24 protein-coding genes and 1 pseudogene are annotated in these 26,907 nt (G+C 69.0%); 11 read left to right on the forward strand and 14 right to left on the reverse strand.

Annotated elements, in window-relative coordinates:
* From ABD357_RS37545 to ABD357_RS37555, 3 genes and pseudogenes are all read left to right on the forward strand, one after another.
* A partial coding sequence (locus ABD357_RS37545) for a hypothetical protein (protein WP_344395810.1) occupies positions 1 to 1,044 on the forward strand: 1,044 nt, incomplete at its 5' end.
* 578 nt (positions 1,045 to 1,622) lie between these two features.
* A pseudogene (locus ABD357_RS37550) lies at positions 1,623 to 1,724 on the forward strand (SsgA family sporulation/cell division regulator); the annotation flags it as partial.
* Positions 1,725 to 1,726: 2 nt separating this feature from the next.
* Positions 1,727 to 2,152, forward strand: a complete 426-nt coding sequence (locus ABD357_RS37555; RefSeq protein WP_344395811.1) for an alpha/beta fold hydrolase — start codon at positions 1,727 to 1,729, stop codon at positions 2,150 to 2,152.
* Positions 2,153 to 2,289: 137 nt separating this feature from the next.
* On the opposite strand, the gene ABD357_RS37560 is transcribed toward ABD357_RS37555, so the two are convergent.
* The 10 genes from ABD357_RS37560 to ABD357_RS37605 form a co-directional block, all read right to left on the reverse strand.
* Complete coding sequence (locus ABD357_RS37560) at positions 2,290 to 2,724, reverse strand: carboxymuconolactone decarboxylase family protein (RefSeq protein WP_344395812.1); 435 nt, start codon at positions 2,722 to 2,724, stop codon at positions 2,290 to 2,292.
* Entirely contained in the window at positions 2,721 to 3,059 is a 339-nt protein-coding gene (locus tag ABD357_RS37565) for an NIPSNAP family protein (RefSeq protein ID WP_344395813.1), read from the reverse strand. The genes ABD357_RS37560 and ABD357_RS37565 overlap by 4 nt, the downstream gene beginning before the upstream one ends.
* Positions 3,056 to 4,738: a bifunctional 3-(3-hydroxy-phenyl)propionate/3-hydroxycinnamic acid hydroxylase gene (locus tag ABD357_RS37570; protein ID WP_344395814.1), complete on the reverse strand. Its 1,683-nt coding sequence runs from the start codon at positions 4,736 to 4,738 to the stop codon at positions 3,056 to 3,058. The genes ABD357_RS37565 and ABD357_RS37570 overlap by 4 nt, the downstream gene beginning before the upstream one ends.
* Positions 4,735 to 5,607, reverse strand: a complete 873-nt coding sequence (locus ABD357_RS37575) for an alpha/beta fold hydrolase (RefSeq protein ID WP_344395815.1) — start codon at positions 5,605 to 5,607, stop codon at positions 4,735 to 4,737. The genes ABD357_RS37570 and ABD357_RS37575 overlap by 4 nt, the downstream gene beginning before the upstream one ends.
* 1 nt (position 5,608) lies before the next feature.
* Positions 5,609 to 6,253 (reverse strand): amino acid synthesis family protein, encoded by a 645-nt coding sequence (locus tag ABD357_RS37580; protein WP_344395816.1) that lies wholly within the window; start codon positions 6,251 to 6,253, stop codon positions 5,609 to 5,611.
* 42 nt (positions 6,254 to 6,295) lie between these two features.
* Positions 6,296 to 6,823 carry a VOC family protein gene (locus ABD357_RS37585; RefSeq protein WP_344395818.1) on the reverse strand — a complete coding sequence of 176 codons (528 nt, stop codon included), beginning with the start codon at positions 6,821 to 6,823 and terminating at the stop codon, positions 6,296 to 6,298.
* A 2-nt stretch (positions 6,824 to 6,825) separates the two neighbouring features.
* Positions 6,826 to 7,848, reverse strand: coding sequence for a WD40/YVTN/BNR-like repeat-containing protein (locus ABD357_RS37590; protein ID WP_344395819.1), 1,023 nt, complete (start codon positions 7,846 to 7,848; stop codon positions 6,826 to 6,828).
* A 61-nt stretch (positions 7,849 to 7,909) separates the two neighbouring features.
* A complete protein-coding gene (locus ABD357_RS37595; RefSeq protein ID WP_344395820.1) occupies positions 7,910 to 8,704 on the reverse strand; it encodes an SDR family NAD(P)-dependent oxidoreductase in 795 nt (264 codons plus the stop codon).
* Positions 8,705 to 8,780: 76 nt separating this feature from the next.
* On the reverse strand, positions 8,781 to 10,343 hold the full coding sequence (locus ABD357_RS37600; RefSeq protein ID WP_344395821.1) for an aldehyde dehydrogenase family protein: 1,563 nt from the start codon (positions 10,341 to 10,343) through the stop codon (positions 8,781 to 8,783).
* Positions 10,344 to 10,354: 11 nt separating this feature from the next.
* A complete protein-coding gene (locus ABD357_RS37605; protein WP_344395822.1) occupies positions 10,355 to 11,947 on the reverse strand; it encodes an acetolactate synthase large subunit in 1,593 nt (530 codons plus the stop codon).
* Positions 11,948 to 12,058: 111 nt separating this feature from the next.
* Between ABD357_RS37605 and ABD357_RS37610 the strand changes: the two genes are divergently transcribed.
* The 3 genes from ABD357_RS37610 to ABD357_RS37620 all read left to right on the forward strand — a co-directional run bounded on the left by ABD357_RS37610 (position 12,059) and on the right by ABD357_RS37620 (position 16,647).
* Positions 12,059 to 12,838, forward strand: a complete 780-nt coding sequence (locus tag ABD357_RS37610; protein ID WP_344395823.1) for an IclR family transcriptional regulator — start codon at positions 12,059 to 12,061, stop codon at positions 12,836 to 12,838.
* 331 nt (positions 12,839 to 13,169) lie between these two features.
* Positions 13,170 to 14,639, forward strand: a complete 1,470-nt coding sequence (locus tag ABD357_RS37615; protein WP_344395824.1) for an APC family permease — start codon at positions 13,170 to 13,172, stop codon at positions 14,637 to 14,639.
* A 61-nt stretch (positions 14,640 to 14,700) separates the two neighbouring features.
* Entirely contained in the window at positions 14,701 to 16,647 is a 1,947-nt protein-coding gene (locus ABD357_RS37620) for a primary-amine oxidase (RefSeq protein ID WP_344395825.1), read from the forward strand.
* Positions 16,648 to 16,727: 80 nt separating this feature from the next.
* On the opposite strand, the gene ABD357_RS37625 is transcribed toward ABD357_RS37620, so the two are convergent.
* Positions 16,728 to 17,435: an IclR family transcriptional regulator gene (locus tag ABD357_RS37625; protein ID WP_344395827.1), complete on the reverse strand. Its 708-nt coding sequence runs from the start codon at positions 17,433 to 17,435 to the stop codon at positions 16,728 to 16,730.
* Positions 17,436 to 17,578: 143 nt separating this feature from the next.
* On the opposite strand from ABD357_RS37625, the gene ABD357_RS37630 reads away from it, so the two are divergent.
* Positions 17,579 to 19,078, forward strand: a complete 1,500-nt coding sequence (locus ABD357_RS37630; protein ID WP_344395829.1) for an aldehyde dehydrogenase family protein — start codon at positions 17,579 to 17,581, stop codon at positions 19,076 to 19,078.
* A gap of 56 nt (positions 19,079 to 19,134) precedes the next feature.
* Entirely contained in the window at positions 19,135 to 19,770 is a 636-nt protein-coding gene (gene wrbA / locus ABD357_RS37635; protein ID WP_344395830.1) for an NAD(P)H:quinone oxidoreductase, read from the forward strand.
* Between the two features lie 72 nt (positions 19,771 to 19,842).
* Here the strand turns inward: wrbA and ABD357_RS37640 are convergent, their stop codons facing one another.
* Positions 19,843 to 21,330, reverse strand: coding sequence for an APC family permease (locus tag ABD357_RS37640; RefSeq protein WP_344395832.1), 1,488 nt, complete (start codon positions 21,328 to 21,330; stop codon positions 19,843 to 19,845).
* Positions 21,331 to 21,367: 37 nt separating this feature from the next.
* Entirely contained in the window at positions 21,368 to 23,065 is a 1,698-nt protein-coding gene (locus ABD357_RS37645) for an amidohydrolase (RefSeq protein WP_344395833.1), read from the reverse strand.
* Between the two features lie 181 nt (positions 23,066 to 23,246).
* Here ABD357_RS37645 and ABD357_RS37650 point away from each other — a divergent pair, with 181 nt between their 5' ends.
* Entirely contained in the window at positions 23,247 to 23,861 is a 615-nt protein-coding gene (locus ABD357_RS37650; protein ID WP_344395834.1) for a TetR/AcrR family transcriptional regulator C-terminal domain-containing protein, read from the forward strand.
* 55 nt (positions 23,862 to 23,916) lie between these two features.
* Positions 23,917 to 24,480 carry an MBL fold metallo-hydrolase gene (locus ABD357_RS37655; RefSeq protein WP_344395835.1) on the forward strand — a complete coding sequence of 188 codons (564 nt, stop codon included), beginning with the start codon at positions 23,917 to 23,919 and terminating at the stop codon, positions 24,478 to 24,480.
* Positions 24,481 to 24,624: 144 nt separating this feature from the next.
* Here ABD357_RS37655 and ABD357_RS37660 read toward each other — a convergent pair whose 3' ends face one another.
* The gene (locus ABD357_RS37660; RefSeq protein WP_344395836.1) at positions 24,625 to 25,578 is read right to left on the reverse strand and encodes an expansin EXLX1 family cellulose-binding protein; all 954 of its coding nucleotides are present in this window, start codon (positions 25,576 to 25,578) and stop codon (positions 24,625 to 24,627) included.
* Positions 25,579 to 25,859: 281 nt separating this feature from the next.
* Here ABD357_RS37660 and ABD357_RS37665 point away from each other — a divergent pair, with 281 nt between their 5' ends.
* Positions 25,860 to 26,324 carry a hypothetical protein gene (locus ABD357_RS37665; RefSeq protein ID WP_344395837.1) on the forward strand — a complete coding sequence of 155 codons (465 nt, stop codon included), beginning with the start codon at positions 25,860 to 25,862 and terminating at the stop codon, positions 26,322 to 26,324.
* Positions 26,325 to 26,907: the final 583 nt, after the last annotated feature.

Raw genomic sequence — 26,907 nt, forward strand, 5'->3', positions numbered from 1 at the left:
CCGCTGGCGCACCCGCCACCAGATCCGGGCCCGAGCCAGCCACTACCGCACCCGAGCCGCACAAGCTCACTCACCGTGAAACCACCGGCTGTAGTACTAGTGACTCTGCTCGGCCGCTCCCACGGTTCGCGCAACAGCACCACCCTCGATGCGATCGACAAGAATCGATCGTACGCCCACGACGCACTCGCCAACCTCGCACGAGCAGGAAACCACTGGGCAAATGAGACGCTGGCGTTCGAAGATGCCAAAGACCTCGAAGCCACCGCTACTACCGAGGCGCTGACAAGGCTTACAACACCGCTCCAGCACACGGAGGGGGTCTACTCAGTCGGGACGAACGCGATCGGTGATTCGCTCCTGATCCGTCATCTCCCTTCCGACGCGATAGATTCGGCGGTTGCTGAACTCCTCGCACGGGCCGACGAACCCCACCTCAGTTCAAGCGACCGAGGCGAGTATCTGATCGCCGCCGCCAACCTCAGCCCTCATATCAACCAGTCCAAGCAGGGAGAATACTTCGAGGCCGCGATACGCCTGGCCACGTCCCCCACGCCTTCGGACCACGACAAACTCAACGAGCAGTTCACGCATAAACTCGGTGGCTTTCGCATGAATGGAACACCGCGCGACAGTCGTGGTCAAGCAGTCATGCTGGCGGCCACGCTCGCGGCAGACGAGCCTCAACGTAATCACGTGAGACGCATCGTGTACTCGCTGCTGGGAGAAGACGCTGATTACTGGCCGACCCGAGCTCTGCAGCGGCTTGGCGACACGGTCAAGGACGATCTTGCTTTCCTTGCCAGCCAAGGATGGGCAATCCGTAGCCTTGCCGCAATTTTGTGGGCCGACCACGGGGAGCCGGCACACCTGGGCCGTCGCCTGGCCGCCGATCCCGACGTGCGCGTTCGTCGCGCGCTTGCACGCGCATTGAACCAGAAGGGCGACACGTCCCATCCCGCAGTGCGCGAGCAGTTGGCTGCGGACCCGGCTTACAGCGTCAGAGCGGCCCTTCGCACCTCTCCGGCTCAGTATGGCTGCTGATTGGGTGATGGGATCGGCGAGGATTCCGTGATCGTTCACAACCATCAAGGGCATAGGCCGCGCGTGCCTCAGCAACAGCCAGATCGCTTGGACAGTTCGGGGTCCTCCAGGACCTCCGCGTCCAAAGCTCACGGCCGGTTCGGTGAAGGAAGCCGTTGTGGACGCACCCCCCCAGTCCCAGACGGACTGGGCCACGGCGTCGTAGCCGTGGTGCGTCGGTCCCCTTCAAGGGAAGGCACGGCAGCGGCACTCCGTCGAGCCTATTGCAGAGAGAGCCGCCCCCGAGCGACGACGAGCGTATCGTCAGCCGTCAAGTCCCCCCTCGGACACAGACCAATCCCCAACGTGTGCGGGTCGAGCTGAGCCTCGGCCCGCACGTGTTGTTTCCGCTGGTGTGCGAGGCGGGCAACGAAGGTCCATCGACGTGGTGGTCAGTGGTCCTCGAGCGGGTTGGCCACCAGTCCGTCCCAGTCGAGACCTGTGAGTTCCTCTCCGGGCGGGACCAGGTCGTACGTCTCGAAAAGCCAGTCTTCGTCTCGGTCACCTTCCACCCGGAGGGTGGGCCTCCCGTCACCTGGCGGATCGGCCGTGACCTTCTTCACGACGGCCTGCTGGCGCCGACGGGGATCGGGGACGTGCGGGTCTGGCCGAGGATCAGCAAAGGTCGGCCGATGCTGCGCCTGTGCCTGGAGCACTGCGGCATGCGGGTGTTGTTCGAACTGGACCTGCATCGGGTGGCAACGCCGCCTCCTACCCGCTTCCCGGCGGTGGCACCGGCACAGAGCTGACCATCCAGCAGGACAGGTTCCACCAGCAGTTCGCCGCCGACGTACCCGTCACCACCGCCGCGATCATGGCGGCCACCCAGCGGCCGGTCTCCACTCTCGCCCTGGAGGAGAATGCCTCAGAGGCGGCTTGGCAGGACATCCCCTCCTACGCCCTGATCGCCGGCGAGGACTACAACATCCCGCCCAAGGCCGAGCAGTGGATAGCCGAGCGCGCCCACGCCCACACCGTCACCGTCGGCAGCGCCTCGCACGCAGTCACGGTCTCGCATCCGGCGGCGGTAACCGACCTCATCCTCCGCGCTGCCCGCGACACTCGCTGAACCACCGCGGACCGCGGCCAACGACGCCCCGCAACCGACCACCGTAGGCGGCCTCCCTTTGAGGGCCGCCTACGGCCCTTGTCCTCCGATCCTCGTGACCAGGAGCTCCTGACGGATGATCACCGCATCCGTGCCGCTCACTCCGTCGTGCCGGAACCGCCCTCGTGAACGGCGGCCCTCGGCTCGATTCCGGTGGCACCGACCGTCTCCCGCCAGGCCTCCAGGCCTGCCTGGAACGCGACGATGCCCGCCTCCGGGAGGGCGATCTCGATCGCCTCCAGGATCTCCCGCGGCGTGACCCCGAGGTCCAGGGCCACCCGGATATGGCTCTGGATGTGTCCCTTGCCGGCCCTCATCACGGTGAGGCTGAGGATGAACAACAGCTCCTTGGTGCGGCGATCCAGGGCACGGGGCCTCAGATAGGCCGCCTCGACCAGGCCGTTCGTCGCTTGCAGGACATCGAAGTCGTGCTGCGCCATGACCTTGTGATAGTCGAGGACGTACCCGCGGTCGCGGGCCATGGCGTCGATGTACTCCTGTGCGGCCTCCGAGGGGGCCGTGTCGGCGGTCATCCTCGGACTCCTTCGTGCAGGGCGGTGGGGATGTGGGGTGTGGCGGGGACGAGGAGGCGGTTGGTCTGGCGCACGAGCAGTTCGCGCACGCGCCCTCGGAAGGCCGTGAAGTCGTCGTCGCTCAACAATTCGGCACGCCTCTTGGCACGGTCCTCCAGGCCCTCGAAACCCCAGAAATAGACCACCGTGTTGAGTTCACCGACCTCGGTGGTGCAGCAGCCGAGCAGGTTGCCGAGGATCCGTACCTGGGGCTCGCGGCCGTACTCTTCCCACAGCCGGACATACTGCGCCGCCGCGCCCGGCCTGAGGAGGTAGTCACGTTGCTCGATGATCACGACGCCTCTCCCTCCGCAGCGGGAACCGAGCGCCAGGCATCCTTGAACTCCGCGGACCGCGAAGGCGCGACCATTCGTTCGAAGGCGTCGCTCACCGTCGCCAGGTCGCGGGGATCGGTCAGGGCCGCGAGATACCGATCGGGCCGGACGACGGCGACGGTGCCCTGGTGCTGGCCGAACCAGTCCCGCAGCGTGCCGTCGAGGTCCTCCACCGTCACCGAGTCGGTCATCGACGTGAGCCGCTCGGTACGGGACCGACCGGAGCGGGATTCGACGACGGTGATGTAGCGAGTGCCGATACGGTCCCAGAAGGCACGGGAGTCGGCATCCAGATGTACGAGCGGATCAGTGCCGTAGCCGATGAGGGCGAACCACTCGCCGAGTGTCTCGTCGAGCGGCAGCACCCGCCCTTCGGCGGTCTCGACCCTGGGCTGGATGAGCATCCGGCCCGCCGGTGACCTCTTCCGCGCGGTCCCGTGGCGGTGCAGCATGACGCCCTCGCTGTACCGGGGCAAGGGCTTGAACCGCATCTGGATGACCCAGTCGCGCACTGGCGGTGCCACCGTGAGTCCGCGCAACAGGGTGTCGCGCGCGCGGGCCACCGTGGGGCTCGTCGGTGAAAGGAACCGGCCGAGGGCGTCCGACAGTTTCACCATCGTCCTGGCGTGCTCGCGCCGCTCGGTGTCGTAGGTGGCGAGAATCCTCGGATGGGCGCGGCCGGTGACGACCGCCGCCAGCTTCCAGGCGACATTGGTCGCGTCCCGTATGCCGGTGTTCATGCCCTGCCCTGCCCATGGGGGCATGAGGTGGGCGGCGTCGCCCACGAGGCAGATCCGGCCGTCCACGAAGCGGTCGGCGACCCGCGAATGGTGCGTGTAGACGCGGGCTCGGACGATGTTGAGCGCCGTGGGATCGGGCACGTGCCCGGTGAGGAGTTCGCGTACCTTCTCGGGCCGGAGCATGGCCTCGGCGTCCTCGCCGGGGAAGAGCATGAACTCCCAGCGGCGGTAGTTGTAGGGCAGGTCCAGGCAGACGTACGGGCGTTTCGGGTCGGCGTGCAGTCCCGTGTACGGGGCGTCGAGCGGATCGTTGTCGCACTCGATGACCACCCACTTGCGGGGATGGGTGTCGCCGCTCAACGGGATGCCGAGTTGCTCGCGCACGGTGCTGCGGCCGCCGTCGGCGGCGACCACGTACTCGGCGTGGACGAGTACGCGTTCGCCGTGGGGGTCTGTGACGTGGAGCCGTGCTTCGGTGCCGTCCTGCTCCACACGTATGAGTTCGTGCCCAAGCAGAGGCCGGACGTGGGGATAGCGTTGGAGGCCGGCGCGCAGCGTGCGCTCGGCGAGTTGCTGCATGAAGATGTTGCGCCGGGGCCAGCCGTACTCCTTGGTTTCGGGCCGGATGTCGGCGAGACAGAAGCCGTTCGCGGCGAACATCCTCAGCGGAACGTTCTGGATCATGTCGGCCAGCATCTCGTCGGCGAGTCCGATGCCCTGGAAACTGCGCAGGCATTCGTCGTCCATGCCGACCGCGCGCGGGTAGTCGACGATTTCCTCACTGCGGTCGATCAGCAGGGTGCGCACACCGTAGAGGCCGAGGTAGTTCGCGACCGTCGCTCCGACGGGCCCGGCACCGACGACGGCGACCTGGGTGCGGTGTTCGACGGGTGCGGTCATCGGAGAACCTCCGAACTCCTGAGGAATCTTGTGAGGTGGTGATGGAAGAGATCCGGGGCGTCGTCGTGCACGTAGTGGCCTGCCCCGGGGATCTCCACCGTCTGGATGCGCGGGTTGCGTTGCGCCATCGCGGCGATGGTGGTGGCGGGGAGGAAGTCCGACTCCCCGCCCCGGATGACCAGGGTCGGGCACCGAAGGGTCTCGACGTACGGCCACAGGTCCACCTGCCGGGCCGGATCCGGGTCGAGGCGGGCTGCCGCGATGCCCGTCAGGTCGAACTTCCAGCGCCACCGTCCCTCCCCGTCCGGAGCGAGGGTGTGCCGCACCCTGGATTCGAGGGCGTCCTCGGAGATGTGCGGGCGGATGCCGCGCCAGTACGCGCGGGCCGCCTCCCGGCTGGGGAAGTCGCGGGGGGTGTTCGCCACTTCGCGTTTGATGCGCTCGGCTCCCTCGCCGGACAGCGACGAGCCGGGCCCGATGTCCTCGACGACCGCCGCGCCCACCCGCTCGGGGTGACGCGCGGCGTAGACGTACGTGGTGGTGCCGCCCATGGAATGACCCAGCAGCACGAACCGGTCCAGGCCGAGGCGGTCGGTGAACTGCTCCAGATCGGCGACGTAGGACTCCGTGTAGTACTCGCCTCGCGGATCCCAGTCGCTGTCACCTCGCCCACGAGCGTCCGGGGCCAGGACGCGGTAGCGGCCGGCGAGCCGCTCCGCCAGCGGCTCGAACGTCCGGGCGTAGCTGCGCAGGCCGTGCAGCATGACGATCGCGGGCCGGTCCTCGTCGCCCCACTCGACATAGTGCGTGCGCAGGCCGCCCAGCGTGACGAAGCGGTCCTGCCCCACTGCGGTGGTGTCGGCGGCCATCTCAGTGCAGCCCGTCCTGGCCCTGCACCTCGTCGGCGCTGATGCCGCCCAGCCGGGCGTGCAGTCGGCCACGCGTGGCGAACGCGAACACGACCACGACCTCGTCCGGGTTCGGGGTGTCGGAGAAGCTCACCGTGACGGTGTCGTAGTGCGAACGGACGTAGAGAGCGTCCTTGTGGGCCAGCGGAACGTCGAGGACGGTACCGGGCCCGCCCCGCTTTCCGGTCGAGGGCACCCACGCCTTCCCGCCGCCGACCGCCCCGCGTACCGGGTCCGCGAAGACCGCTGTGAGGAAGGCGTTGCCGTGTTCGTACTCGCCTGCCGTGCCGACCAGGCACGCCTTCCCGTAGCTCTGGACGGCACGGCCGCCGGCCGCCTCCTGGATCCGCCGGCCGAACTCCTCACCCAGCTTGGGCGAATCGGCGACGATGTCGCCGAGGTCCTGGCTGAACCGTCCGGCGTAGGGATTGTGGATCGCGGCCGCAATGACGATCTTGCTTACGGGCTCGCCGTCCGCGAGGGCCCCTGTCTCGTTGGCGAGGGTGTCCTCGGTCTGGGTGAACCACTTGCGGATGTGGTAGCCGGCGAAGTTGGGCTGGGGCACGGGTGTTTCCTCGGGGTGATCAGGGCGACGGGATGCGGGCATGGGGGCTCCGTGAAGAGGCGGGGCGGGACGGAGGTGGCAGCACTAACCGCGGAGCGGTTCGATCTCCACCGGGTCGCTGGGGGCGCCGTAAAGAGCGAGGACGCGCTTGCCCTCCTCGTCGTCGGTGACCGTCTCGTGGAAAAACTCGAAGCGGTTGCCGTCCGGGTCCGTGAAGTAGAGGCCGAAGCCGATCTTGTGATCCGTGGTTTTGACCACGGGTACGCCCTTGGCCAGCAGCATCCCGTACAGCCGCCGCCACTCGTCGAGATCGCCCTCAACCTCCAGCCCGTAGTGCTGCAGGCCGATGCCGCCGCCGGCGGCTTCTTCCTCGGCGCGGATCAGGGCGATGTCGTGGTGCTTCTTCCCGAAGGACAGGAACACCCACTGCGGGCCGCGTGCGGTGACCTCCATGCCGAGGACGTCCTCGTACCACTTGGCCGAGGCCTCCGGGTCGCGGACGAACAGCGACAGATGGGTGCGGCGTACCCGCGGCTTCGGAGCGTCCTGCGGGTCGGCGGGGATCGGCGTGGGCTCCTCGTTCGGGTCGAGTATGCGCTCGTCGGGATCCACTGTCAGTGTCCTTCCGTGGCGGGTGCTACTGCCGGAGTCCAGGTGACGTCGGTGATCTCGCTGAACTCGCGCCACTCCTTGCGCCAGGTGCGGCCGGCGTCGGTGGAGCGGAGGAGATGGCCGTACTTCGTCCCTGCGAAGACCAGTTCCGGGTCGGCGGCGTGGGTTCCGAAGGCCCAGACGGTCGAGTTGGCGGGCGTGTCCAGGGCGGTGTCCTGCCAGGTGCGCCCCAGGTCCTCGGAGCGCAGGATCCTGGTGGTGGTCCCGGGGGTGCCGTCGCCGATGCCGAGCAACAGGTCGTCGGTGCCGGGGAGCTGCTTGACCAGCCGGGTGTAGTAGATGCCGAACGTCTTGCGGGAGTCGGTACGGGTCCAGGTCGCACCGTCGTCCTGACTGACGAAGAGCGCGTTGACGACGGCGACGACGATCGTCTTCGGCGGGCCCTGGAGGACGAGCACACAGTGGATGTCGGAGTTGGTGACGCCGTGGGGCAGGGTGGCGGGTGTGCCGTCGATCCGCTCCCAGGTGTCGCCCCGGTCGCCGCTGCGCCACAGACCGCCTTCCTCGATGCCGAACCACATGTTCTTGGGTTCGTAGCGGTCGACGACGCAGGTCAGGATCCTGGGACGGTTCACGCCCGCGCAGAATTCCGGGATTTCAGGTGGCAGTTGTTCCCAGGTCCCCCCGCCATCGGTGGTGCGGAACACAGCTGCCCGGGAGGGAGCGCCGGTTCCGACGAGCATCGTGTCCGGGTTGGTGGGGTCGATCGCCAGCGACCAGATGGTCCGGTCGTTCATGGGCGAGTCGACGCGGCGCCAGGTGACGCCTGCGTCGCTGCTTTGGACGAGACCCGCGTCGGCGCCGGCGAAGACGACGTCGGGCTGTTCGGGGTGGACGGCCAGGCAGCGGACGACGGCGTCGAATTCCAGGGCCTGCCCGAGTCCGAGACGGGACCAGGTGGCGCCGTCGTCGGAGGAGCGCAGGACGCCCTGGCCCGCGGTGGCGACCAGGATGGTGCCTTCCATGTCGTGGGCTTCCTTTCGGAGCTGCGGAACAAAAAGGGGGTGGGTGAGAGGCGGCAGGGAGCTAGAGGAAGATGCCGCGCGTGAGACCGCCGTCGATGCCCAGGGACTCACCGGTGATCGCGGCGGCCCTGGGGGAGGCGAGGAAGCACACGGCCTGGGCGATCTCGTCCGCCTCCAGAACCCGGCGGATCGGTGTACGGGCGACGAAGTCCGCCTCGACGTCGGCCGCGGTGATGCCGCGCTTGGCGGCCTCCTTCTCATACAGCTCGTGGATGTGCTCGGTCTCCACCACACCGGGATGCACGGTGTTGACGGTGATGCCTGACGGGCCGAGCTGGTCGGAGAGGGCCTTCGTCAGGTGGACGATCGCGAGGTTGCGCATGCCGGAGAGCGCGTGGCTGGAACGGCCGGTCAGCCCGCCGATGTTGATGATCCGGCCGTAGCCACCCGCCTTCATGTGCGGGGTGACGGCCTGCGCGCAACGGAAGTAACCGACGACCTTGGTGTTGATGTCGGCCAGCAGCAGTTCGGGGTCGGCTTCCTCGACCGAGTTGCGCACCAGCCCGGAAGGGGCGGCCGCGCCGTTGACGAGGATGTCGATCCGCCCAAGGTCGTCGGCCGCGCGCCGCACCATGGCGCGTACGGACTCGGTGTCGTCGGTGTCCGAGGCGTAAGGAACGACCCGGCCGCCGGTCTCGGCCTCGAGTTCCTTGGCGGTGCGTTCCAGCAGGGGCAGCCGACGGGCGGTGATGACGACGGTCGCACCCTCGGCGGCGAGTTCGCGGGCGGTGGCTTTGCCGATGCCCAGACTGCCGCCGGTGACGACGGCGGTCCTGCCGCCCAGTTCCAGGTCCATGCGTGTCTCCCACAGAGGCGATTGGCAATAAGGGGCTTCAGCGACAAGGTGTTTCGGCAACAAGGGCCTTCGGATGTCAGCTGAGGTTGACCCAGACGCTCTTGACCTCGGTGTAGAGGTCGAGCACGGTCCGGCCCATCTCCCGGCCCCAGCCGGACTGCTTGAACCCGCCGAAGGGCGAAGCGGGATCCGTGAGGTTGTAGCAGTTGATCCACACCGTGCCCGCCTGCAGTTCGTCCGCGATGCGGTGGGCGTGGCCCAGGTCGGAGGTCCAGATGCCGGCCGAGAGTCCGAAGGGGGAGTCATTGGCCCGCTCGACCAGGTCGTCCACGTCGTCCCATCGCATCGCCGCCAGCACGGGACCGAAGATCTCTTCCTGGACGATGCTCAGGCTGTCGTCGGGCGCCACGAACACCGTCGGCTGGACGAAGTAGCCGCCGTCGTACGGCGCGCCGAGGTCGGGCCGCCCCCCGCCCGCCGCCAGCCGGGCGCCCTGCTCCCGGCCTGCGGCGATGTATCCGCTGACCCTCTCGTGGTGCCTCGCGGAGACCAGCGGCCCCATCTCGGTGGCCGGGTCGCTGCCGGGCCCCACGACGATGCCGCGGGCGCGCTCCGCGACGGCGTCCAGCACCTCGTCGAAGATCTTGCGGTGCACGTACAGCCGGGAGCCGGCCGTGCAGACCTGGCCCTGGTTGAAGAAGACGGCCTGGGCGGCGGCCTCGGCGACGGCCTGCGGATCGGCGTCGGGAAGCACGATGTTCGGGGACTTGCCGCCGAGTTCGAGGGAGACCTTCTTCAGGTTCCCGGCGGCGGCACGGACGATGGCGCGGCCCGTCTCGGTGGACCCGGTGAAAGCGATCTTGTCGACTCCGTCGTGGGCGGCGAGGGCGGCGCCCGCCGTGGCACCGCGCCCGGTGACGACGTTGACGACGCCGTCCGGCACTCCTGCCTCCTGGAGCAGCTCGGCGAGCCGCAGCGTGGACAGCGGGGTCTCCTCGGCCGGCTTGAGGACGACCGTGCAGCCGGTGGCCAGTGCGGGCGCGAGCTTCCAACAGGCCATCGACACGGGGAAGTTCCACGGCACGATCAGACCGGCCACGCCCAGCGGTTGCCGCGTGGTGTAGTTCAGTACCCGCAGCCCGCCGCGCGGCGAGACGGGGATCGTGCTGCCTTCCAGCTTGCTCGGCCAGCCCGCGAAGTAGCGGAACAGCTTCACGCTGGTGCCCACGTCCACGGCCCGCGCCACCGAGACCGGCTTGCCGTTGTCGTGTGACTCCAGCAGGGCCAGTTCCTCGGCGTGCGCCTCGATGACGTCGGCGACACGGTTCAGCAGCGCGCCCCGCTCCATGGGGCTCATCCGCCGCCAGCCGGGGGCGTCGAAGGCGCGGCGCGCCGCTGCGACGGCCCGGTTGATGTCGGCGGCGTCGCCGTCGGGAACGGTCGTGAGCACGGTACCGGTGGAGGGGTCGACGCTCGGATACGAGCGGCCGCTCAGGGCCCCGACCCAGTGACCGCCGATGAACATGGTCCGTGGTTCGGCCAGGAAGCGAGTGACCGCTTCCGCCGCGTCGGTGACCGCTTCCGCCGCGTCGGTGACCCCTTCCGCCGCGCCGGTGACCGGGGCTGCTGCGCTGTGCATGGTGGCTCCTCTCACAGGGCCATCTCGATGAGCTGAGGACCGTCGGCGGCGAGCGCGCGGCCGAGTTCGCGCCGAAGCTCCTCGCCCGTCTCCACCCGTGTGCCGGGCACGCCGTAGCCGCGGGCCAGCGCGGGCCAGTCGAAGGCGGGGCCGTCCAGGCTGGTGAGCGCCGTCGCGCCCGGGCCCGGACGGCTCTGTCCGTGCCGGCCGAGCTCGGTGCGCAGCACGTTGTAGGCGCGGTTGGAGGCGATGAGGGTGACGACGGGCAGTTGCTCCCGGGCCATCGTCCACAGCGACTGGATGGTGTACTGCGCGCTTCCGTCGGACTCCAGGGCGACGACCTTGCGGCCGGGTGCGGCGATCGCGGCGCCGACAGCGGCGGGCAGGCCCTGGCCGATGGCTCCGCCGGTGTTGGTCAGTGCGGTGTGGCGGGCGGCGCGCGACGACGCGGTGAAGAAGGGGTAGCCGCAGGTGCCGCCCTCGACCGAGACGATGGCGTGTTCGGGCAGCATCGCCGAGACGATCCGGCCGACCGACTGCGGCGTGAGCGCTCCGTCCGGGAGTCCTTCGTCGTACGGTCGGGGCGGCTGTGGGGTCGGTTCGGGAGCACCGAGTGCGGCCGCGAGGACTTCGAGCGCGCGTGCGGCGTCCTCCTCCGGGGTGCCCAGTACCTCCACGGTGCCGTAGGGAGCCAGCAGGCTGGGAACCCCTTCGTAGCCGAAGTACGACACCGGCTCCAACGCGCCGGCCAGCACGACCAGTTGAGCCCCGGCGAGGGCCTCGATCGCCTTCTCCGGGAAATACGGGAGCCGGTCGAGGTCGGGAAGGCCGCCGCCGCGCTCGGCGGCGGCCGGAAAGGTCTCGCTGTACAGCAGCGCCCCGGTGGCGGCGGCGATCCGGGCAGCCGCCCGTTGACCGCGCTCGTCGAGTGCCGCACCGCCCAGCACGAGGACAGCCCGCTCGCCGGCACGCAGCCGCTTGGCGATCGCGTCGATGACGTCCGCCGCCACTTCCGGTCTGCTCCGGGGGTGGGACAACTCGACGTCCACGGGGGCCTTGAGCACTTCCTGCTGGAAGTCGGCCGGGGCGATGAGGGTGGCCCCGCAGCCGGGTGCGGCTGTGGCGGCCGCGACGGCGCGGGCGGTGAGCTGGGCCAGGCCCGCGCCGGAAGTGGCGGTGCCGACCCAGCCGGAGACAGGGGTCGCGAGGGAGACGATGTCCGAGGTCAGGGGAGCGTCAAAGGCGAGATGCCAACTGGCGTGGTCTCCGATGACGTTGAAGACCGGCGAGTGGGCCCGCCGTGCGTTGTGCAGGTTCGCGATGCCGTTGGCGAAACCGGGGCCCAGATGCAGCAGCGTCATCGCCGGCCGGCCGGCGATCCGGGCGTAGCCGTCGGCCGCTCCGGTGCAGACACCCTCGAAGAGCCCGAGCACCGCGCGGGTGCCGGGAACCGAGTCCAACGCGGCGACGAGGGGCATCTCCGTGGTCCCCGGATTGGCGAAGCAGACGTCGACCCCGGCGGCGAGCGAGGTCTCGATCAAGGCCTCGGCCCCCATCAGGCCGCCGGATCGGTTCGCTTGCCAGACGGTGGTGGCGTGGGTCATGGAAGTTCCTCCGTGCACTATGCGCACCGTCCGTGCGTATAGTGCACAGCATCAGCATGGGAAGAGTCCGGCGTCAACCCCCGGGGCCAACCCGTGCCATACGCTGAACGCGTGAGCGGAACTCGGAAGGTGGTAGGCGGCGTGGGGGCAGAGGCCGCGAACGACACGGAGAACGGAGCAGGGGGCGCGCGCGAGGAGAAGGCGAAGCGCCCCAGTCAGCCACCGTCGCAGACGCTCGTCCGAGGCCTCGCCGTCCTGCGGGCCGTCGCTCACCAGCCCCGTGGCCTGACGGTCGCCGAGATCGCTTCCAGGACGAGGCTGCACCGGACCGTCGTGCACCGTCTCGCGGGCACGCTGGCCGCGGAGGGATTCCTGGCGAAGAGCGCGGACGGCGCGTACGTACCCGGGGGAGAACTGCACACGCTCGCGGGTAGTTCGCGGCCGACCCTCGCCGAGTTCATCCAGCCGCTGCTGCAACAGCTCGCGGACCGGTACGGCGGTACGGCGATCCTGTTCTTCCCGGAACCGGACTGTGTCGTCGCCGTGGCGACCGCGGTTCCCCAGGACGCCGACTACCACCTCGCCTACCGCAAGGGATCTCGCCAGCCGTTGGACCGCGGGGCCGCCCCGTGTGCGATCCGGGCCGGGCGGGCGCCCGCCGCCGGCGACTCGGACGCCGTGCGTGAGGCGCGCCGCCGGGGTTGGGTCACCACTCATGGCGCGGTGGAGCCCGGAGCCCACGCGGTCGCCGCTCCGCTGGCCCGCGACGGAGACGTACTGGACGCCTGCGTCATGTTCGTCTCGCACCGGCAGGACCGCGTCGACGAGGCCACACCGGAAGTGGTCTCCGCCGCGGGAGCGGCCCGAGCGTTCCTGCTGGGCCCGCGCTGAGCGCTCCGCCGGCTGTGCCAATTTGCGGCTCCGCCGCGGGGCGGTGACGGGCCGTCGGTCGTCTGCGGCGCCGTCGTGGCTGGTCGCGCAGTTCCCCGCGCCCCTTATGGGGCGCGATATCGCACCGGACTTCACCAAGGCCGCTTAGAGCCGCCCATCCTGCCTTCTTCCCCGGTCAACCACCGCTCCCGCCGAAGGGCTTCGGCGGGGGCGGCCGCATTTGTGTCCGTCGGGCCTTGACACCCGCCACGAGCCACAACACCATGTGCTCTCAACAAACGTACACCATGTACGAATATCGCACAGCGGTGACAACTGGAGGCTGATCGGGATGACAAGCCCTGATCGCACCACCCTGGCCCAAGGCCGCCTGTCCCTGATCGGCGTCCTCACTCAATCACTCGGCTTCATGGGACCGGTCTTCTCGGTCGCGGCCCTACTGCCCCTGATCGTCGGTCTGTCGGCCACGGGACGCGGTGCCGGCGTCGCCACGCCGGTCGCGATCATCATCGCGGGCATCGGCATGTGCGGCGTGGGATGGATCATCGCCCAGTACGCGAAGCGCATCCATCTGTGCGGCTCTCTCTACGAATATGTGAGTGACACCGCCGGACCGCGCATCGGTGTGATCACCGGATGGCTCTACTACGGAGCCATGATGGTTCTGGGAGCCGCGACATTCCTCGTCCTCGGCGGACTCACACAGGCATGGCTCAAGAGCGCCATGTCCGTGGACGTGCCGTGGTGGCCGCTGTCCCTGGGATACGCCGCCGTCGCCTTCACGATTCTCGTGGTGGGCGTTAACGTCTCGATCCGGGCGCAACTCATCCTCGCCCTGAGCGCCATGGTCGTCGTCCTTGCTTTCTCGCTGGTCATCATCTTCCGCGGCGGCCAGAACGGCGAAAGCTGGTCCGTCGAACCCTTCAATCCCTTCGCCGTGGGGAGTCTGAATCTTCTCTTCGGTGTGCTGTACGGCATCAACATGTTCATCGGGTTCGAGTCGGCGGCCAATCTCGCTGAGGAGACCTCGGACCCCAAGCGCCATGTGCCGCGGGCGGTCATGCTGTCGCTGGGCATCGTCGGGGTCTATTACGTGGTGGTGGCCTACGCGCAGGTCATGGGTTTCGGCCTCGACGCGGAGGCGTGGAAGAACAGTGTCTTCCCGCTGGAAACGCTCTCGTACGGTGGGGAGTTCGGGTCTGCCGCGTTCGGAAACTTCCTGGCGGTCCTGATCATTCTCGACATCCTCGCGGTGGCAATCGGAGTCGGCGTTGCATCGACTCGAGGCATGCTCTCGATGGCCCGCAGTGGCCGGCTGCCGTCGAAGCTGGCGGTTCTGCACCACCGGTTCCGTACTCCTGTATGGGGCGCCGTACTGATGGGCGCTGTTTCGTGTGTCGCCATCGTCGGCGTGCGCGTGGGGGGCGACCGGATGTTCGGCCAGGGGGCCGGTCAGCCGCAATGGGCGTCGGCGTTCGGCTGGATGGCCGGCTTTGGCGGAACAGGCATGGCGATCATGTATCTCGTCGTCGGTGCCGCGGGGGTGAAGGGCCTCTGGAACCATGTCAGCCGCACCAAACTGCTCATCGCGGGAAGCACCGGTGTAGCAGTGGCGGCCGGGGCGGTGTTCGGTTCGTTCTACCAGGCGGCCAGCCCTCTCGACACCGTTCCCTGGGCTCTGCTCGTGTGGGTGGCACTGGGCGCGGTCTGGTCTCTCTTCGCGCTCGGCCGGTCCTCCGGCCAGGGAGAACCCGTGACGGACCAGGCGGCGGAAGGCGCCAGTGAAGTGACCCCACTTTGACGACAACCCGGACCACCACCCACCTCACCCGTCATCGCCCATGCCATCAGGAGGAAAGGCAGTGACCACCACCACGGCACACCCGTACGATCCGCTGACCGCCGAGGAAATAAAAACGGCCGTCGGTGTGGTGCGTGCCAGTCACCCTCAGCGGGGGGCGATCAAATTCCCCCTGGTGCGGCTGGACCTCCCGGACAAGGAGCAGGTGCGGGCGTACGACCCCTCGAGCCCAATCCCCCGCGTGGCCTTTCTCGTCGTCTACGACCCCGAGGCCAGCGCCATGTTCGAGGCCCGGGTCGATCTCACCGACGACAGCCTGGTCTCCTTCAAGCACCTCCCGGGCCTGCAACCGCCGATCATGATCGACGAGTTGATGGCGCTCGACGAGATCGTCAAGAACGACCCGGCCGCGGTGGAGGCCCTGGCACGGCACGGAGTCGACGATCTCTCGCAGGTGCAGTTCGACCCCTGGTCGACCGGCACCCTGCCGATCGAGGGTGTGGACGCGCGACGACGCGTGATCCGCGCGACCGCGTACATCCGGCACTTCACCGCGGACAACGGCTACGCCAGGCCCGTGGGGAACCTCGTCTTCGTCATCGACTGCGACACCCGTTCGGTGGCGGCCATCTCGGAGGGGGATCCGCTCCCGCTCCCGCCGGAGAGCGGGAACTACGACCCGGGCAGCGTGGGACCGCTGCGCGACGACCTCCGCCCGATCGAGATCACGCAGCCGGAAGGACCCTCGTTCACGGTGTCCGGCAATGTCATCGAGTGGCAGCGATGGCGGCTGCACGCCCACATCGACGTGGTGGAGGGCCTCGTCATCAGCGATGTCTCCTACCAGGACGGGGGACGTAGGCGCCCGATCGTGCACCGGGCCGGCATCAGCGAGATGGTGGTGCCCTACGGCGACACCAGCGACGACTTCTACTTCCGGAACGTCTTCGACGCGGGCGAATACAGCCTGGGGAAGACCGTGGGGTCGCTCAGTCTCGGATGCGACTGTCTCGGGGAGATCCGATACCTCGACTCCGTGCTCTCCGACGAGTCGGGCACCCCGCACACCATCACCAACGCCATCTGTCTGCATGAGGAGGACTACGGAATCCTCTGGAAGCACTGGGACTTCCGCTACGTCGAGCAGGCGGAGGTCAGGCGTTCCCGGCGGCTCGTCGTGTCGTCGATCCACACGATCGGCAACTACGAGTACGGCTTCTTCTGGTACTTCTACCTCGACGGGACGATCCAGTTCGAGGCCAAGCTGACCGGAATCGTCCAGACGCGGGCCGTGGCTCCCGGCGAGAAACCCGCCTACGGAACGCTCGTGGCGCCCCAGTTGGACGCGCCGAACCACCAGCACCTGTTCAACATGCGGCTGGACATGGAAGTCGACGGGCCGCGCAACACGGTCGTGGAGGTCGACGCGGTGGGTCTCCCGATGGGGCCGGACAACCCGTACGGAAACGCGATCGTCGCCCGCCGCACGGAGATCACCAACGAACGTGACGGCCGCAGGATGTGCGATCCGCTCACCTCTCGCACCTGGAAGATCACCAATCCCGGTGTGCGCAACCGCTTCGACGAGCCCGTCGCCTACAAACTGGTCCCCTTCGTCGGCCCGACGCTGCTCGCCGCTCCCGAAAGCGATCTGGCACGACGCGCCGAGTTCGCGCGGGCGCATCTGTGGGTGACCCGGTACAGCCCGGACGAACTGCATGCGGCCGGCGACTACCCGAACCAGCACCCCGGCGACGGGATCGGCCAGTGGATCGAGCAGGAGCGCGATCTGGCCGACACGGACGTGGTGCTCTGGCACACCTTCGGCACCTCGCATCTGCCACGGCCGGAGGACTGGCCCATCATGCCGTGCGACTACGTCGGGTTCGCGTTGAAGCCGGTCGGGTTCTTCGACCGCAACCCCTCGCTGGACGTGCCGCCCCCGGCCGGGCATGGCGCGAAGAGCTGTCACTCCGCACCACAGCAGGGTGACCGGCACGGCGAGTGACCTTGCCGGGCCCGCACCCGTACACCGGACGCGTGCGGGCTTCCGGCTGTCCCGCCGGGGCGACGCACCGGCGTGGGGCGCTATCGCCTGACCGCTTCCGGGCCGGCCGCGCCGACCAACCGGGTCGCGGCCGTCCCGGCGGCCTCCGTCACCAGATGGGGAACCTCGTCGTCGACGAGCTTGAGGCCGAGTTGCACCACTCCGAGGCTCGCTGTCGACCAGTCCGAGACCCGGATGGGGGCCGCGATGCCGATCGCACCTTCCTGGATCGAGCCCACGCTGACGGCGTAGCCGCGACCACGGGCCTCGCGGACGTCGTCGGTGTCCTCGTCGCTCTCCGGCCTGCCGGCGAGGATGGCGATGCCGTCCGCGCCGATGGTCAGGGCGTGCCGGGCGCCTTCCCGCATGGCGAGGTGCATGGTGGAGTTCGGCGGCTCCGCCGTCAGCAGGATCAGGGCCTGGTCGCTGTCGGCGACGCTCAGCAGCGCCGTGCTGTTGGTCTGTTCGCTGAGCCGTCGCAGAATCGGCAGGACGGTGGCCTGCAGCCGTGGTTTGAGTTGCCCGGCCAATTCGGCCACGCCGAACCCGAGGATGTATCGCGTGCCGATACGGGCGACGAGGCTGTGCGCCTCCAGCGTGCGCAGAAGACGGTAGACGGCCGCCCGAGCGATGCTCAGCCGCTCGGCGAGCTCTGCCGCCGTGAGACCGTCGGCGTTCCTCGCGAGCAATGACAACACCGTCAGCCCACGGTCAAGAGTCAGGGACGTTTCCCCGCCGGTTGCCGCCACGATCTTCTCTCGCCTCCCACCCTTTTGTGCCGGACATCATGTCACGGCCGCCCGAACGGCCCCCTGGTTCCGACCCCTTGACCCGGGGTCACCCTCATCCTTATGGTTTCGAATATCGTCCACATAGAACGGTAATCGTACCCATGCTAGCACGCGCAGAAGCCGAACAGCTGGTCAGCACGGTTCCGACGGAGCCCTACTTCGCCGGACGATGGGGCAGCGGTCAGAGCATCGACACCTTCGACGTGATCGACCCGGTGACCGAACGACGGCTCACCACCGTGGCCGCCGCCGGGGCCCGGGAAGTAGACGAGGCCGTATCCCACGCCCGGTCCGCTCTCGACGAAGGTGAGTGGGGGAGAACGGACGGAAGCGCCAGGGCGCTCCTGCTCCACCGTCTGGCCGGTCTCATCGAGGCCCGGAGCGAGGAATTCGCGACGCTGGAGTCGCTGGACATCGGCAAGCCCGGCTTCGAGCCGCGGGCCATCGACCTGCCCCAGGCGATCGGGGCCTTCCGGTACTTCGCCGGCTGGGCCGACAAGTTGGAGGGCCGCTCCGTCCCGACGTCCCCCTACATGGGCCGGCCCACGCACAGCTACACCGTGCGCGAGCCGGTCGGAGTCGTCGCGGCCATCACGCCCTGGAACTCACCGACCATGATCGGATCGTGGAAGATCGCGCCCGCGCTCGCCGCGGGGTGCGCCGTCGTCCTGAAGCCTCCGGAGGACGCGCCCCTCACCTCTCTTCTCCTCGCGTCGCTGGTTGAGGAAGCCGGGTTCCCGGCCGGGGCGTTCAGTGTGCTTCCGGGGCTCGGAGCCGTGACGGGCCAGGCGCTCATCGATCACCCGGGGGTGGACAAGATCTCGTTCACCGGAAGCCCCGAGACGGGATACAAGGTGGCCGTCGCGGCCGCGAAGGGATTTCGGCGCACGACCCTCGAACTCGGCGGCAAGAGCCCCCAGATCGTCTTCGGGGACGCCGATCTGGACGAGGCCTCGCAGGGAGTGGCGGTCGGAATCTTCGCCAATCAGGGCGAGGTGTGTGCTGCGGGCAGCCGCATCCTGGTCGCTCGTTCCGTGTACGACGAATTCGTCGAACGTCTGGTGGCTCGTGCCCGCGACATCAAGGTCGGCGACCCGTTCGACGACGACACCACGATGGGCGCGTTGATCAACGCACGGCAGCTGGAGCGTGTTTCCCAGTACGTCGCGGCAGGAATCGACGACGGCGCCCGCCTGATCGCAGGGGGCGGCCGGCCCGACGGCAAAGGGTTCTTCGTTGAACCGACATTGTTCGCCGAAGTCGACAACACCATGACGATCGCCCGGCGGGAGATCTTCGGGCCCGTGGGTGCGGTCATCCCCTTCGACTCGGAATCCGATGCGATCGGGATCGCCAACGACAGCGATTACGCGCTGGCCGCCACCTTGTGGACCTCCGACGTCAGCAGGGCACACGCGGTCGCTCGCCGCGTGAAGGCCGGTGCTGTCGCGATCAACGGCTGGGCGCCCCTCGACCCCCGCCTGCCATGGGGCGGTTCCAAGCTCAGCGGCCAGGGGCGGGAACTCGGCTGGGCCGGTATCGAAGCGAACACCGAGGAGAAGACGGTCACCGCCGTCCTCTCGTACGCACCCGACAAGTGAACCGGCGCCTGGCGCCTAATTCGTGATCGAGCATCATCCCTCGGAAGGGGTTTTCTGTGTCAGCACACGTGTTGGTCGTCTACTACAGCGCGACGGGGTCCGTGCATCGGCTGGCGAAGGCAGTGACCGAAGGAGCTGAATCCGCGGGCGCCGAGGTACGGCTCCGCAGGGTCGCCGAACTCGCTCCCGCCGAGGCGATAGACGCGAATCCGGACTGGGCCGCGCATCGGCAGGAGACCGAATCGACCGTCGAGGTGGTCGAACTCGCCGACCTGGAGTGGGCCGACGGATACGCCTTCGGCACACCGACGCGTTACGGCGCTCCGGCGGCGCAGCTGAAGCAGTTCATCGACACCGCCGGAGGTCTCTGGCAGGCGGGGAAGCTGTCGGACAAGCCGGTGACGACCTTCGTCTCCTCGGCCGAGCAGCACGGCGGCCAGGAGTCGACGATCCTGTCGCTGAACAACGTCTTCTACCACTGGGGCGCGGTCATCGTCCCTCTCGGCTACACGGACGACATCGTCTACGCCGCCGGTGGAAACCCCTACGGGACTTCGTGGCCCGCAGGATTCCCCTCCAACGCCCCGGACGAGGTCACGCTGGATTGCGCCCGTTTCCAGGGAGCCCGATTGGCGCGGTTCGCGACGCTGCTCGCGGCGGACAGGGCGCAGGCGTCCGCCGTACAGGGCTGAGCGGGCACGTAGGCGTGCGGCTGCGGCCCCGTCGCGGTGATCTGCCGTCCCGCGACGGGGCCTGCCCGTCGGTCACACGGAGTCGACGTCGGTGGTGGCGAGCTTCGCGTAGACTTCCGGCCGCTTGCGGCGGATCCGCATCGCGAGGACCGCGCCGATCGCGAAGACGACCGGAGTGAGCGCGACGAGCGTCCAGTTGACGGCGGGCGGGGCGCCGGTGAAGAGATTGAGGCGGGTGCAGACCAGCCCCGTGATCACGGCCAGGAGGAGCGCGGCGGTCGCGGGCGCGGCTACCGTGCGCAGGCGTCCCGCCCCGCCGATACCGGGATTGCGGCGGAAGAAGGCGACCACGGCGCAGGCAGCGAGCGTCTGCAGCGCGAGGATGCCGACCACTCCGGGGGTGTTCACCCACAGCAGGAACTCGGTGTACGGGTGCACGCCGATCGCGGCGAAGACGGCGGTGACGACGGCCGCCAGCACGGTCTGCGCGATGCCGGAGATCCAGGGTGAGCCGTGCCGGGGGTGGATGCGGCCCAGGCGGGCGGGGGCGGCGCCCTCGACGGACAGCGCGTAGCCGTAGCGGGTGATGGCGTTGTGGAAGGCGAGCAGAGCGGCCAGGAGGCTGCTGACGATCAGGACGCGCTGGAGGTCGGTGGCCCAGCCGCCCACGTAGCGGGTCATGGCGGTGAAGAACATCTCGGCGGGGTTCTGCGCCGCGGTCCCGACGGCTTTGCCGTCGCCGAAGGCCTGGACGATGGCCCAGACGATGAACGTGTAGAAGAGGCCGAGGAAGCCGACGGCCACGTACGTGGCGCGGGGCACGGTGCGGTCGGGATCGCGGGCCTCCTCGCGGTAGAGGACGGTGGCCTCGAAGCCGATGAAGGCGGCGATGGCGAGGCCCAGCGGTGCGCTCATCTGCGAGGTGAAGACGTTGGAGGGGGCGAAGGAGGCCAGGCTCAGGCCGTCCGCACCGCCCTTGACGAGGATCGCGCCGGCCAGCAGCACCAGGATGGCGGTCTCCGCGATCAGCAGGACGGCGAGGACCTTGGCGCCCACATGGATCGACCGGAAGCCGAAGAACCACACCACGGCGATCGCGGCGAAGGCGTAGACCGGCCAGGGCAGGTCGACGCCCAGGAGGTCGTCCGCGGTGCCGGCGGCGAAGAAGCCGAAGGCGCCATAGGTGCCGATCTGCAGGGCGTTGTAGGAGAACACCGCCAGCAGCGCCGCTCCCAGCCCGGCAGGGCGGCCCAGGCCCCGGGCGATGTACGAGTAGAAGGCGCCCGCGTTGCGGATGTGAGGCGTCATGGCGGTGAAACCGACCGCGAACAGGCACAGCACGACGCCGACCGTCAGGTAGGCGACCGGGGCGCCGATGCCGCCGAAGAGGATGGCGAGCGGAGCGATACCGGCCATCACAGTGAGCGGGGCGGCGGCCGCCACGACGAAGAAGACGATGTCGGTGACGCCGAGCGCGCCCCGCTGCAGTTGTCCGGTCGGCTCCGACCCGGGGGCCGTTGGAGGCTGTTGGGGAGCGGTGGAGGTGTGAGGCTCGGTCATGGAGGTCTCCGCGTGATGCGTGAGGTCGACGGGTGGGTTACTGACCTGGTGCGCGGTCCGGCCGTGACGGCGCCTTTCGGTACCGTCCTGCGGCAGGAACGGGGGAGGGGGCGCAGGAGCCGTACGTGCGCCGTCCGGCGAGCCAGGTGCCCAGGACGGGCAGGCCTGCCAGGTCGCGCGGGGCGGTCTCGACCGGGTCGGCGGCGAGATGCACCAGGTCGGCCCACATACCGGGGCGCAGGATGCCCCACTTCTTCTCCTCGAACGCCTGGTAGGCGCATCCGGCGGAGTAGGCGGCCAGGGCGGTCGCGGTGTCGATCCGCTCCTGGGGGAGCCAGCCGCCGTCGGGGATTCCCTCGGGCGTCTGGCGGGTCACGGCGGTGGCGATGCCCCGCAGTGGCTCGTGATCGGTGACCGGCCAGTCGCTGCCGAAGGAGATGCGGGCGCCGGAGGCGAGCAGGGCGGCGATCTGGTACTGCCGCGCGCCGCGCTCCGGGCCGATCTTCGGCAGGATGAGTTCGGTCATCAGCCTGTCGGGCTGGGCCCACAGCGGCTGGAGATTGGCGATCACCCCGAGTTCGGCGAAGCGGGGGAGGTCGGCGGGGTCGATCAGTTGGGCGTGGGCGATGACCGGGCGGCGGTCGTGGGGGCCGTTGGTGCGGGTCGCGGCCTCGATGGCGTCGAGGGCGACGCGGACGCCGCCGTCGCCGAGCGCGTGGATGTGCGGCTGGAAGCCGAGGGCGTCGACCGCGGTGACGGCATTCGCCAGTTCGGCCGGTGTCCAGTTGGCGATGCCGTGGGAGTGCGGGCAGTCGCTGTACGGCTTGAGGAGGGTGGCCGTGCCGGATTCGATGACCCCGTCGGCGAAGAACTTCACGGTGTGCGCGGTGAGCAGCCCGGGGGCGGCACCCTCCACACGTTCACGCTCGGCAGCGAGCCGGAGGATGTTCTCGCGCCAGTGCTCCGGCCCCAGGAAGAAGCCGAGGTCGGCACGGACGGGAAGCCCTGAGCCGCTGGTCGCCGCTGTGATCCAGACATCGGCGTGGTGCGGTTCCACCCAGGCGTCCTGCACCCAGGTCACCCCGGAGGCGGCGAACCGGGCGGCGGTCTGCCGCAGCGCCTCCACCTGCGCGTCGTGGGCCGGCTGGGGTACGAGGTCGAGTACGGGCAGCACGGCACCGAACTCCCGAAGGGTGCCCAGCGGTTCGGTGGAGCCTTCCCGGCGCACGATCTCCCCGCCGTCCGGGTCGGGTGTGGCGGCGGTGAACCCGACCCGGCGCAGCGCCTCGGTGTTCACCCACGCCGTGTGGTGGTCCATCGTGCGCAGCACCACGGGCCGGTCGGGGACGGCCTCGTCCAGTCGGCGGGCGTCGAACCGACCGTTAGGGGCGAGCCAGGCGTCGAAGCCGTCGCCGGTGATCCACTCGGCCTCGGGGTGCCCGTCGGCCCAGTGCCGTACGGCGTCGACGATCGCCTCCACGGAGGTGCACTCGCGCACGGGTGCTCCGAGCAGGCCCAGACCGCCCATCACCGGGTGCACGTGTCCGTCGCCGAACGCGGGCAGCAGCGCGCCTCCTCGTAGATCGACGACGGTGGTGTCCCTGCCCCGGGCGGCGATCGCCTCCGGCCCGAGCGCACTGATCCTGCCGCCCGTGACGGCGAGTGCGTCGAGCACCGGGCTTTCGGCGGCCCCGGTCCTGACGGTCCCTCCGGTGAACACGATGTCGGCCTGCATGGCGGTGACGCCCTCCCGTCGTACGACGACTTAACTGAAAGTCATTCGGTTTTCGGTAATGTAGGGGTCACTCGAACAGCCGGGAAGAGTTTTACTGAAAGTCGTTCGGTAAAGTTCCGGTGACCTCGTGCAGGCGACCGTGCCGCCTGCCGAACGGGGAGACATACGAAGAGGAGCCCCAGTGCCAAGGCCGCGCACCCCTCTGCTGGACCGCCGACGCATCGGCGCGGCAGCGCTGAGACTCGCCGACGAGCAGGGCGTCCTCACCATTCCCGCCCTGGCCAGGGAGCTCGGCGTCGCCCCGTCCGCGCTCTACCACCATGTGTCCGGCCGGGGCGAGATCATCTCGCTCATGCGGGAAGAGCTGGCCCTGGAGACCAGCCCCGACGACTGGGACTCGTCACAGCCCTGGGAGCAGGCCCTGGAGGAATGGGCCCGCTCCTACCGCAAGGCCTTCGCCGCGCACCCTGGTGCGGTGCCCCTGCTCGCCACCGCCCCGCTTGCCGAACCCTTCATGCACGCGATGTACGAGAAGGTCGCCGAACTCCTGCTGACCGCCGGCTTCACCGCGAGCCAGGTCATGCCTTTGATCACCGCAATGGAGAGCTTCATCCTCGGCTCCGCCCTCGACCTCGTGGCCCCGCCGGTGATGGTCTCCGACGTGACCCGTGAAACCGCCCCGCACCTCACCGCCGTACTCGACGACACCCCCACCGACCACCGCCGCGCCGAACTCGCCTTCGACGTCGGTCTCCGCGCCCTGATCACCGGCTTCCGGGCGTTCCTTCCCCGGTGACCGGCTCGCACGGCCCCACACCCATCACTCAAGGCGTCACCAGAGGAGCCCCGTCATGACCGCCTCGTTCCACGTCCTGACCACCGGCTACGCCGACACGCGGGTCGCCGGCACCGTCACCCTGCTCGTCGACGGCGAGACCGTCGCGATAGTCGACCCCGGCATGGTCGCCGACCGCCGGCTCATCCTGGACCCGCTGGCGCCCCACGGACTCGCCCCAGAGGACGTCACCGACGTGATCTTCAGCCACCACCACCCGGACCACACGCTGAACGCCGCCCTGTTTCCCGAAGCCCGCTTCCACGACCACATGGCCATCTACCGCGACGACATCTGGGAGGACCGGGACGCCGACGGATACCGGCTTTCCTCGTCGATCACTCTCATGACCACGCCCGGCCACACCGCCGAGGACGTCAGCACCTTGGTGACGGCGGACGAGGGCCTGGTGGTCCTGACCCATCTGTGGTGGACCGCCGAGGGGCCGGCCGACGATCCCTTCGCGCCCGACCGTGATCAACTGCGGGCGGCCAGGGAGAAGGTCCTGGCACTCGGCCCGGCCCTGATCGTGCCGGGACACGGTGCACCCTTCGTGCCGTCGTCGACGACGCCCCTCTAGGCCGCGCCTCTCCAAGGCCGGCCTGTCCCCGAGACCTGCCGGGCGCCTTGCCTGCTGCGGCCGGTTGAGCGCCGTGTCCGCCAACTGAACCGGCAGTCGCCGCCCCGACTTCCGGTGAAAGAGACGCACGCGTGCGCGGCGGGGTCAGTGCCGGGCGAACTGAACCCCGGTCCGTTGCACGACGTTCGCCCGCAGCGCGATCCCGGTGATGGTCAGTCGTTCTCCGTAGATGTCCGTGACTCTGATGGAGTTGCCGCACCCGCCGCCGTCGGCGGAGATGAAGTAGTTGTATTCGGTGCGGGGCAACTGCCGCCAGCCGCCGCTGGTCCGGACCTCCAGGCGCGCGACGGGGTTGCGGTGGCCGATCGCCTGGATGCCGCACCAATAAGGGCTGGACCCGGTCTTGTACCTGATGGAGATCGTCTCGGACGTGCTGGGACTCAGCAGTTGCCAGGTGATCGGTATCCGGCCGACCTTGAGATCGGCGAGTTTGGCGAAGGCCTGCTGGCTGAGGTCGAGTTGCCCGGGTGCGCAGGGCAGGGGGCATTCGTTGGTGATCCGTACCGTGATCGACTTGCCGTTGGCCGCGCGGACGAGCACGTACGCGCCGCACGCCCTGGACGTCTCGTAGTCCGTGGTGTTCATGGCCGCGATCATGAGGTCGGGACTCGGGCCGAACAGGCAGGCGCCGTCTCCGTCGGCGGCCTCGTAGGCGGTGGCGACTCCGGTGTAGGTGGTGTTGGGACGAATCCGCCCTGCCGACGATGGCGGGGTGGATGCCGTTCGCGGGGGCCGCGGGGTGGCTTTGGCCGAAGGGCGTGCCGGAGGGGTCGTTGCAGCGGCCTTCGGCGTCGGGGTGCCGGTCGCGGTCGGCGTCGCCGACGCGCTCGGGGTGCCCGTCTCAGTCGTGGTGGTGGCTTTCACCTTGGTGGTGGCGGCGGGTGTGGCCGCGGCATGCCCTGCCTCCGCCTCGCGGTCGGGGAGCGACCCCATGACCAGGTAGGCGAGAACGCCCGCGGCGGTCACCGCCAAGGTGGTGCCCAGCACAAGTCTGCGTCTTTGCCTGCGCTGGCGCGCGGCCTGCCTTGCTGTCTGCATACCTGTCCGTTCGGAAGATCGAGCCGATGGTGCACTGCTCAGTGACCGCAGAGAGCGAAAAGGTTGCCGTCGATTTCTCACTGGGGCGCATCGGAGTTCCGCGGCAGGCGTATCCGGACGGCTTGCCAGGGTCGTTCCCGGTGAACCGTCTGGTGGCGCGGGTCCCACTATCGATGGTCGGAGCCCGCCCTGTCGACGGGGGTTGTCCCGCCGGTCGGCGGAGAGAACGCCTCAAGGCGCCGCGATGGGATGGAGGTACCGGTCAGGACTACGAGGAGTAGGTGCATGAGCAGAGTGAGGCCAAGGGCCGTGACAGCGCTGGCGATCGTCATGGCGGCCGTCTCCGGCACCGGGACGGCGGCCGGTGCTGCCGACGCCGGGGGATACGGGCGGACATTCGTGCCGATGCGAACCGTGACGGTGCGGTCGATGTCTCCGGTGGTTCCGATTTCGCGGGCAAGACGACGTGGCGCAGCGGGCGGGGCGCGGTCTTCCTGCCGAACATCGGTGACAAACAGCGGCGTTGTAAGACGAGGACACCGGACGGCCGGTGGCTGTCCAATGCTCAGCTTGAGGCCTGCAACGACGCCCAGGGCAACGTCGTGCGGGCGCCCGAGTACCTCGCGCCGCTGCGCACGGTCCCGGTCGACAACGTCTCGGACGCCGCCAACGGTGGCCTCCAGCTGGTCGGCGCGGGCAAGTCCAAGGTCCGGCTGTTCCTCAAGCGCGGCGACACCTGGACCTAGTCATCGCCGGCCGGTTCGGCAACACCCTCGCCGACGGGGACCTGGTGTGGGTTTTCAGCTCCGACTACGTCGTCGCGGACATCTTCCGAGTGGTCGACGGAAAGATCATCGAGCACTGGGATGTCGCCGCCGACGGGCAGTAGCCCGGCCGGAAGGACTGACCGCCGGACCTCTTCGGAGGGCCGGCGGATTTCAGCGTTGCCGGGTCCAACATCCGCGTAGGGCAATGGAGTTCACCCCAGTGGTGTACGCCTTGTCACCCCGCACCCGCAGCCGCCCGTGACCAGTCTTTTCAGGTCCCACGGACTACGGATGTCGAAGGTATTGACGCATCCCGCTGCTCACATTTAACGTCTGTCCGACATCGCGAACGTCGTTCGAGCAACCGAACAACTTCCGCTCTCACCCGCTCTTGGATTGACCAACCGTGCCGGCCAGAGGCATGCCGTTGCGCGGATCCGATCCCCGCTTCCGCGTCGTGCGGTAGTCGGCCCTGTCCCGCCAACTCTGGGACTGAACCCCCCGGTTGACCCTGCTTCGCTCCTTTTCGCCCGATAGTGGCATTCGCAGAACGATAGGAGAT

The organism is Streptomyces vastus (genome assembly GCF_039532825.1).
Lineage (GTDB): Bacteria > Actinomycetota > Actinomycetes > Streptomycetales > Streptomycetaceae > Streptomyces > Streptomyces vastus.

Bases quoted from the DNA above. Each gene is read 5' to 3' on its own strand.
- ABD357_RS37575 (WP_344395815.1), bottom strand. From the start codon at position 5,607: ATGGCCGCCGACACCACCGCAGTGGGGCAGGACCGCTTCGTCACGCTG.
- ABD357_RS37615 (WP_344395824.1), top strand. From the start codon at position 13,170: ATGACAAGCCCTGATCGCACCACCCTGGCCCAAGGCCGCCTGTCCCTG.
- ABD357_RS37660 (WP_344395836.1), bottom strand. From the start codon at position 25,578: ATGCAGACAGCAAGGCAGGCCGCGCGCCAGCGCAGGCAAAGACGCAGA.
- ABD357_RS37560 (WP_344395812.1), bottom strand. From the start codon at position 2,724: ATGACCGCCGACACGGCCCCCTCGGAGGCCGCACAGGAGTACATCGAC.
- ABD357_RS37655 (WP_344395835.1), top strand. From the start codon at position 23,917: ATGACCGCCTCGTTCCACGTCCTGACCACCGGCTACGCCGACACGCGG.
- ABD357_RS37595 (WP_344395820.1), bottom strand. From the start codon at position 8,704: ATGGACCTGGAACTGGGCGGCAGGACCGCCGTCGTCACCGGCGGCAGT.
- ABD357_RS37590 (WP_344395819.1), bottom strand. From the start codon at position 7,848: ATGGAAGGCACCATCCTGGTCGCCACCGCGGGCCAGGGCGTCCTGCGC.
- ABD357_RS37580 (WP_344395816.1), bottom strand. From the start codon at position 6,253: ATGCCCGCATCCCGTCGCCCTGATCACCCCGAGGAAACACCCGTGCCC.
- ABD357_RS37640 (WP_344395832.1), bottom strand. From the start codon at position 21,330: ATGACCGAGCCTCACACCTCCACCGCTCCCCAACAGCCTCCAACGGCC.
- ABD357_RS37605 (WP_344395822.1), bottom strand. From the start codon at position 11,947: ATGACCCACGCCACCACCGTCTGGCAAGCGAACCGATCCGGCGGCCTG.
- ABD357_RS37630 (WP_344395829.1), top strand. From the start codon at position 17,579: ATGCTAGCACGCGCAGAAGCCGAACAGCTGGTCAGCACGGTTCCGACG.
- ABD357_RS37600 (WP_344395821.1), bottom strand. From the start codon at position 10,343: ATGCACAGCGCAGCAGCCCCGGTCACCGGCGCGGCGGAAGGGGTCACC.
- ABD357_RS37570 (WP_344395814.1), bottom strand. From the start codon at position 4,738: ATGACCGCACCCGTCGAACACCGCACCCAGGTCGCCGTCGTCGGTGCC.
- ABD357_RS37645 (WP_344395833.1), bottom strand. From the start codon at position 23,065: ATGCAGGCCGACATCGTGTTCACCGGAGGGACCGTCAGGACCGGGGCC.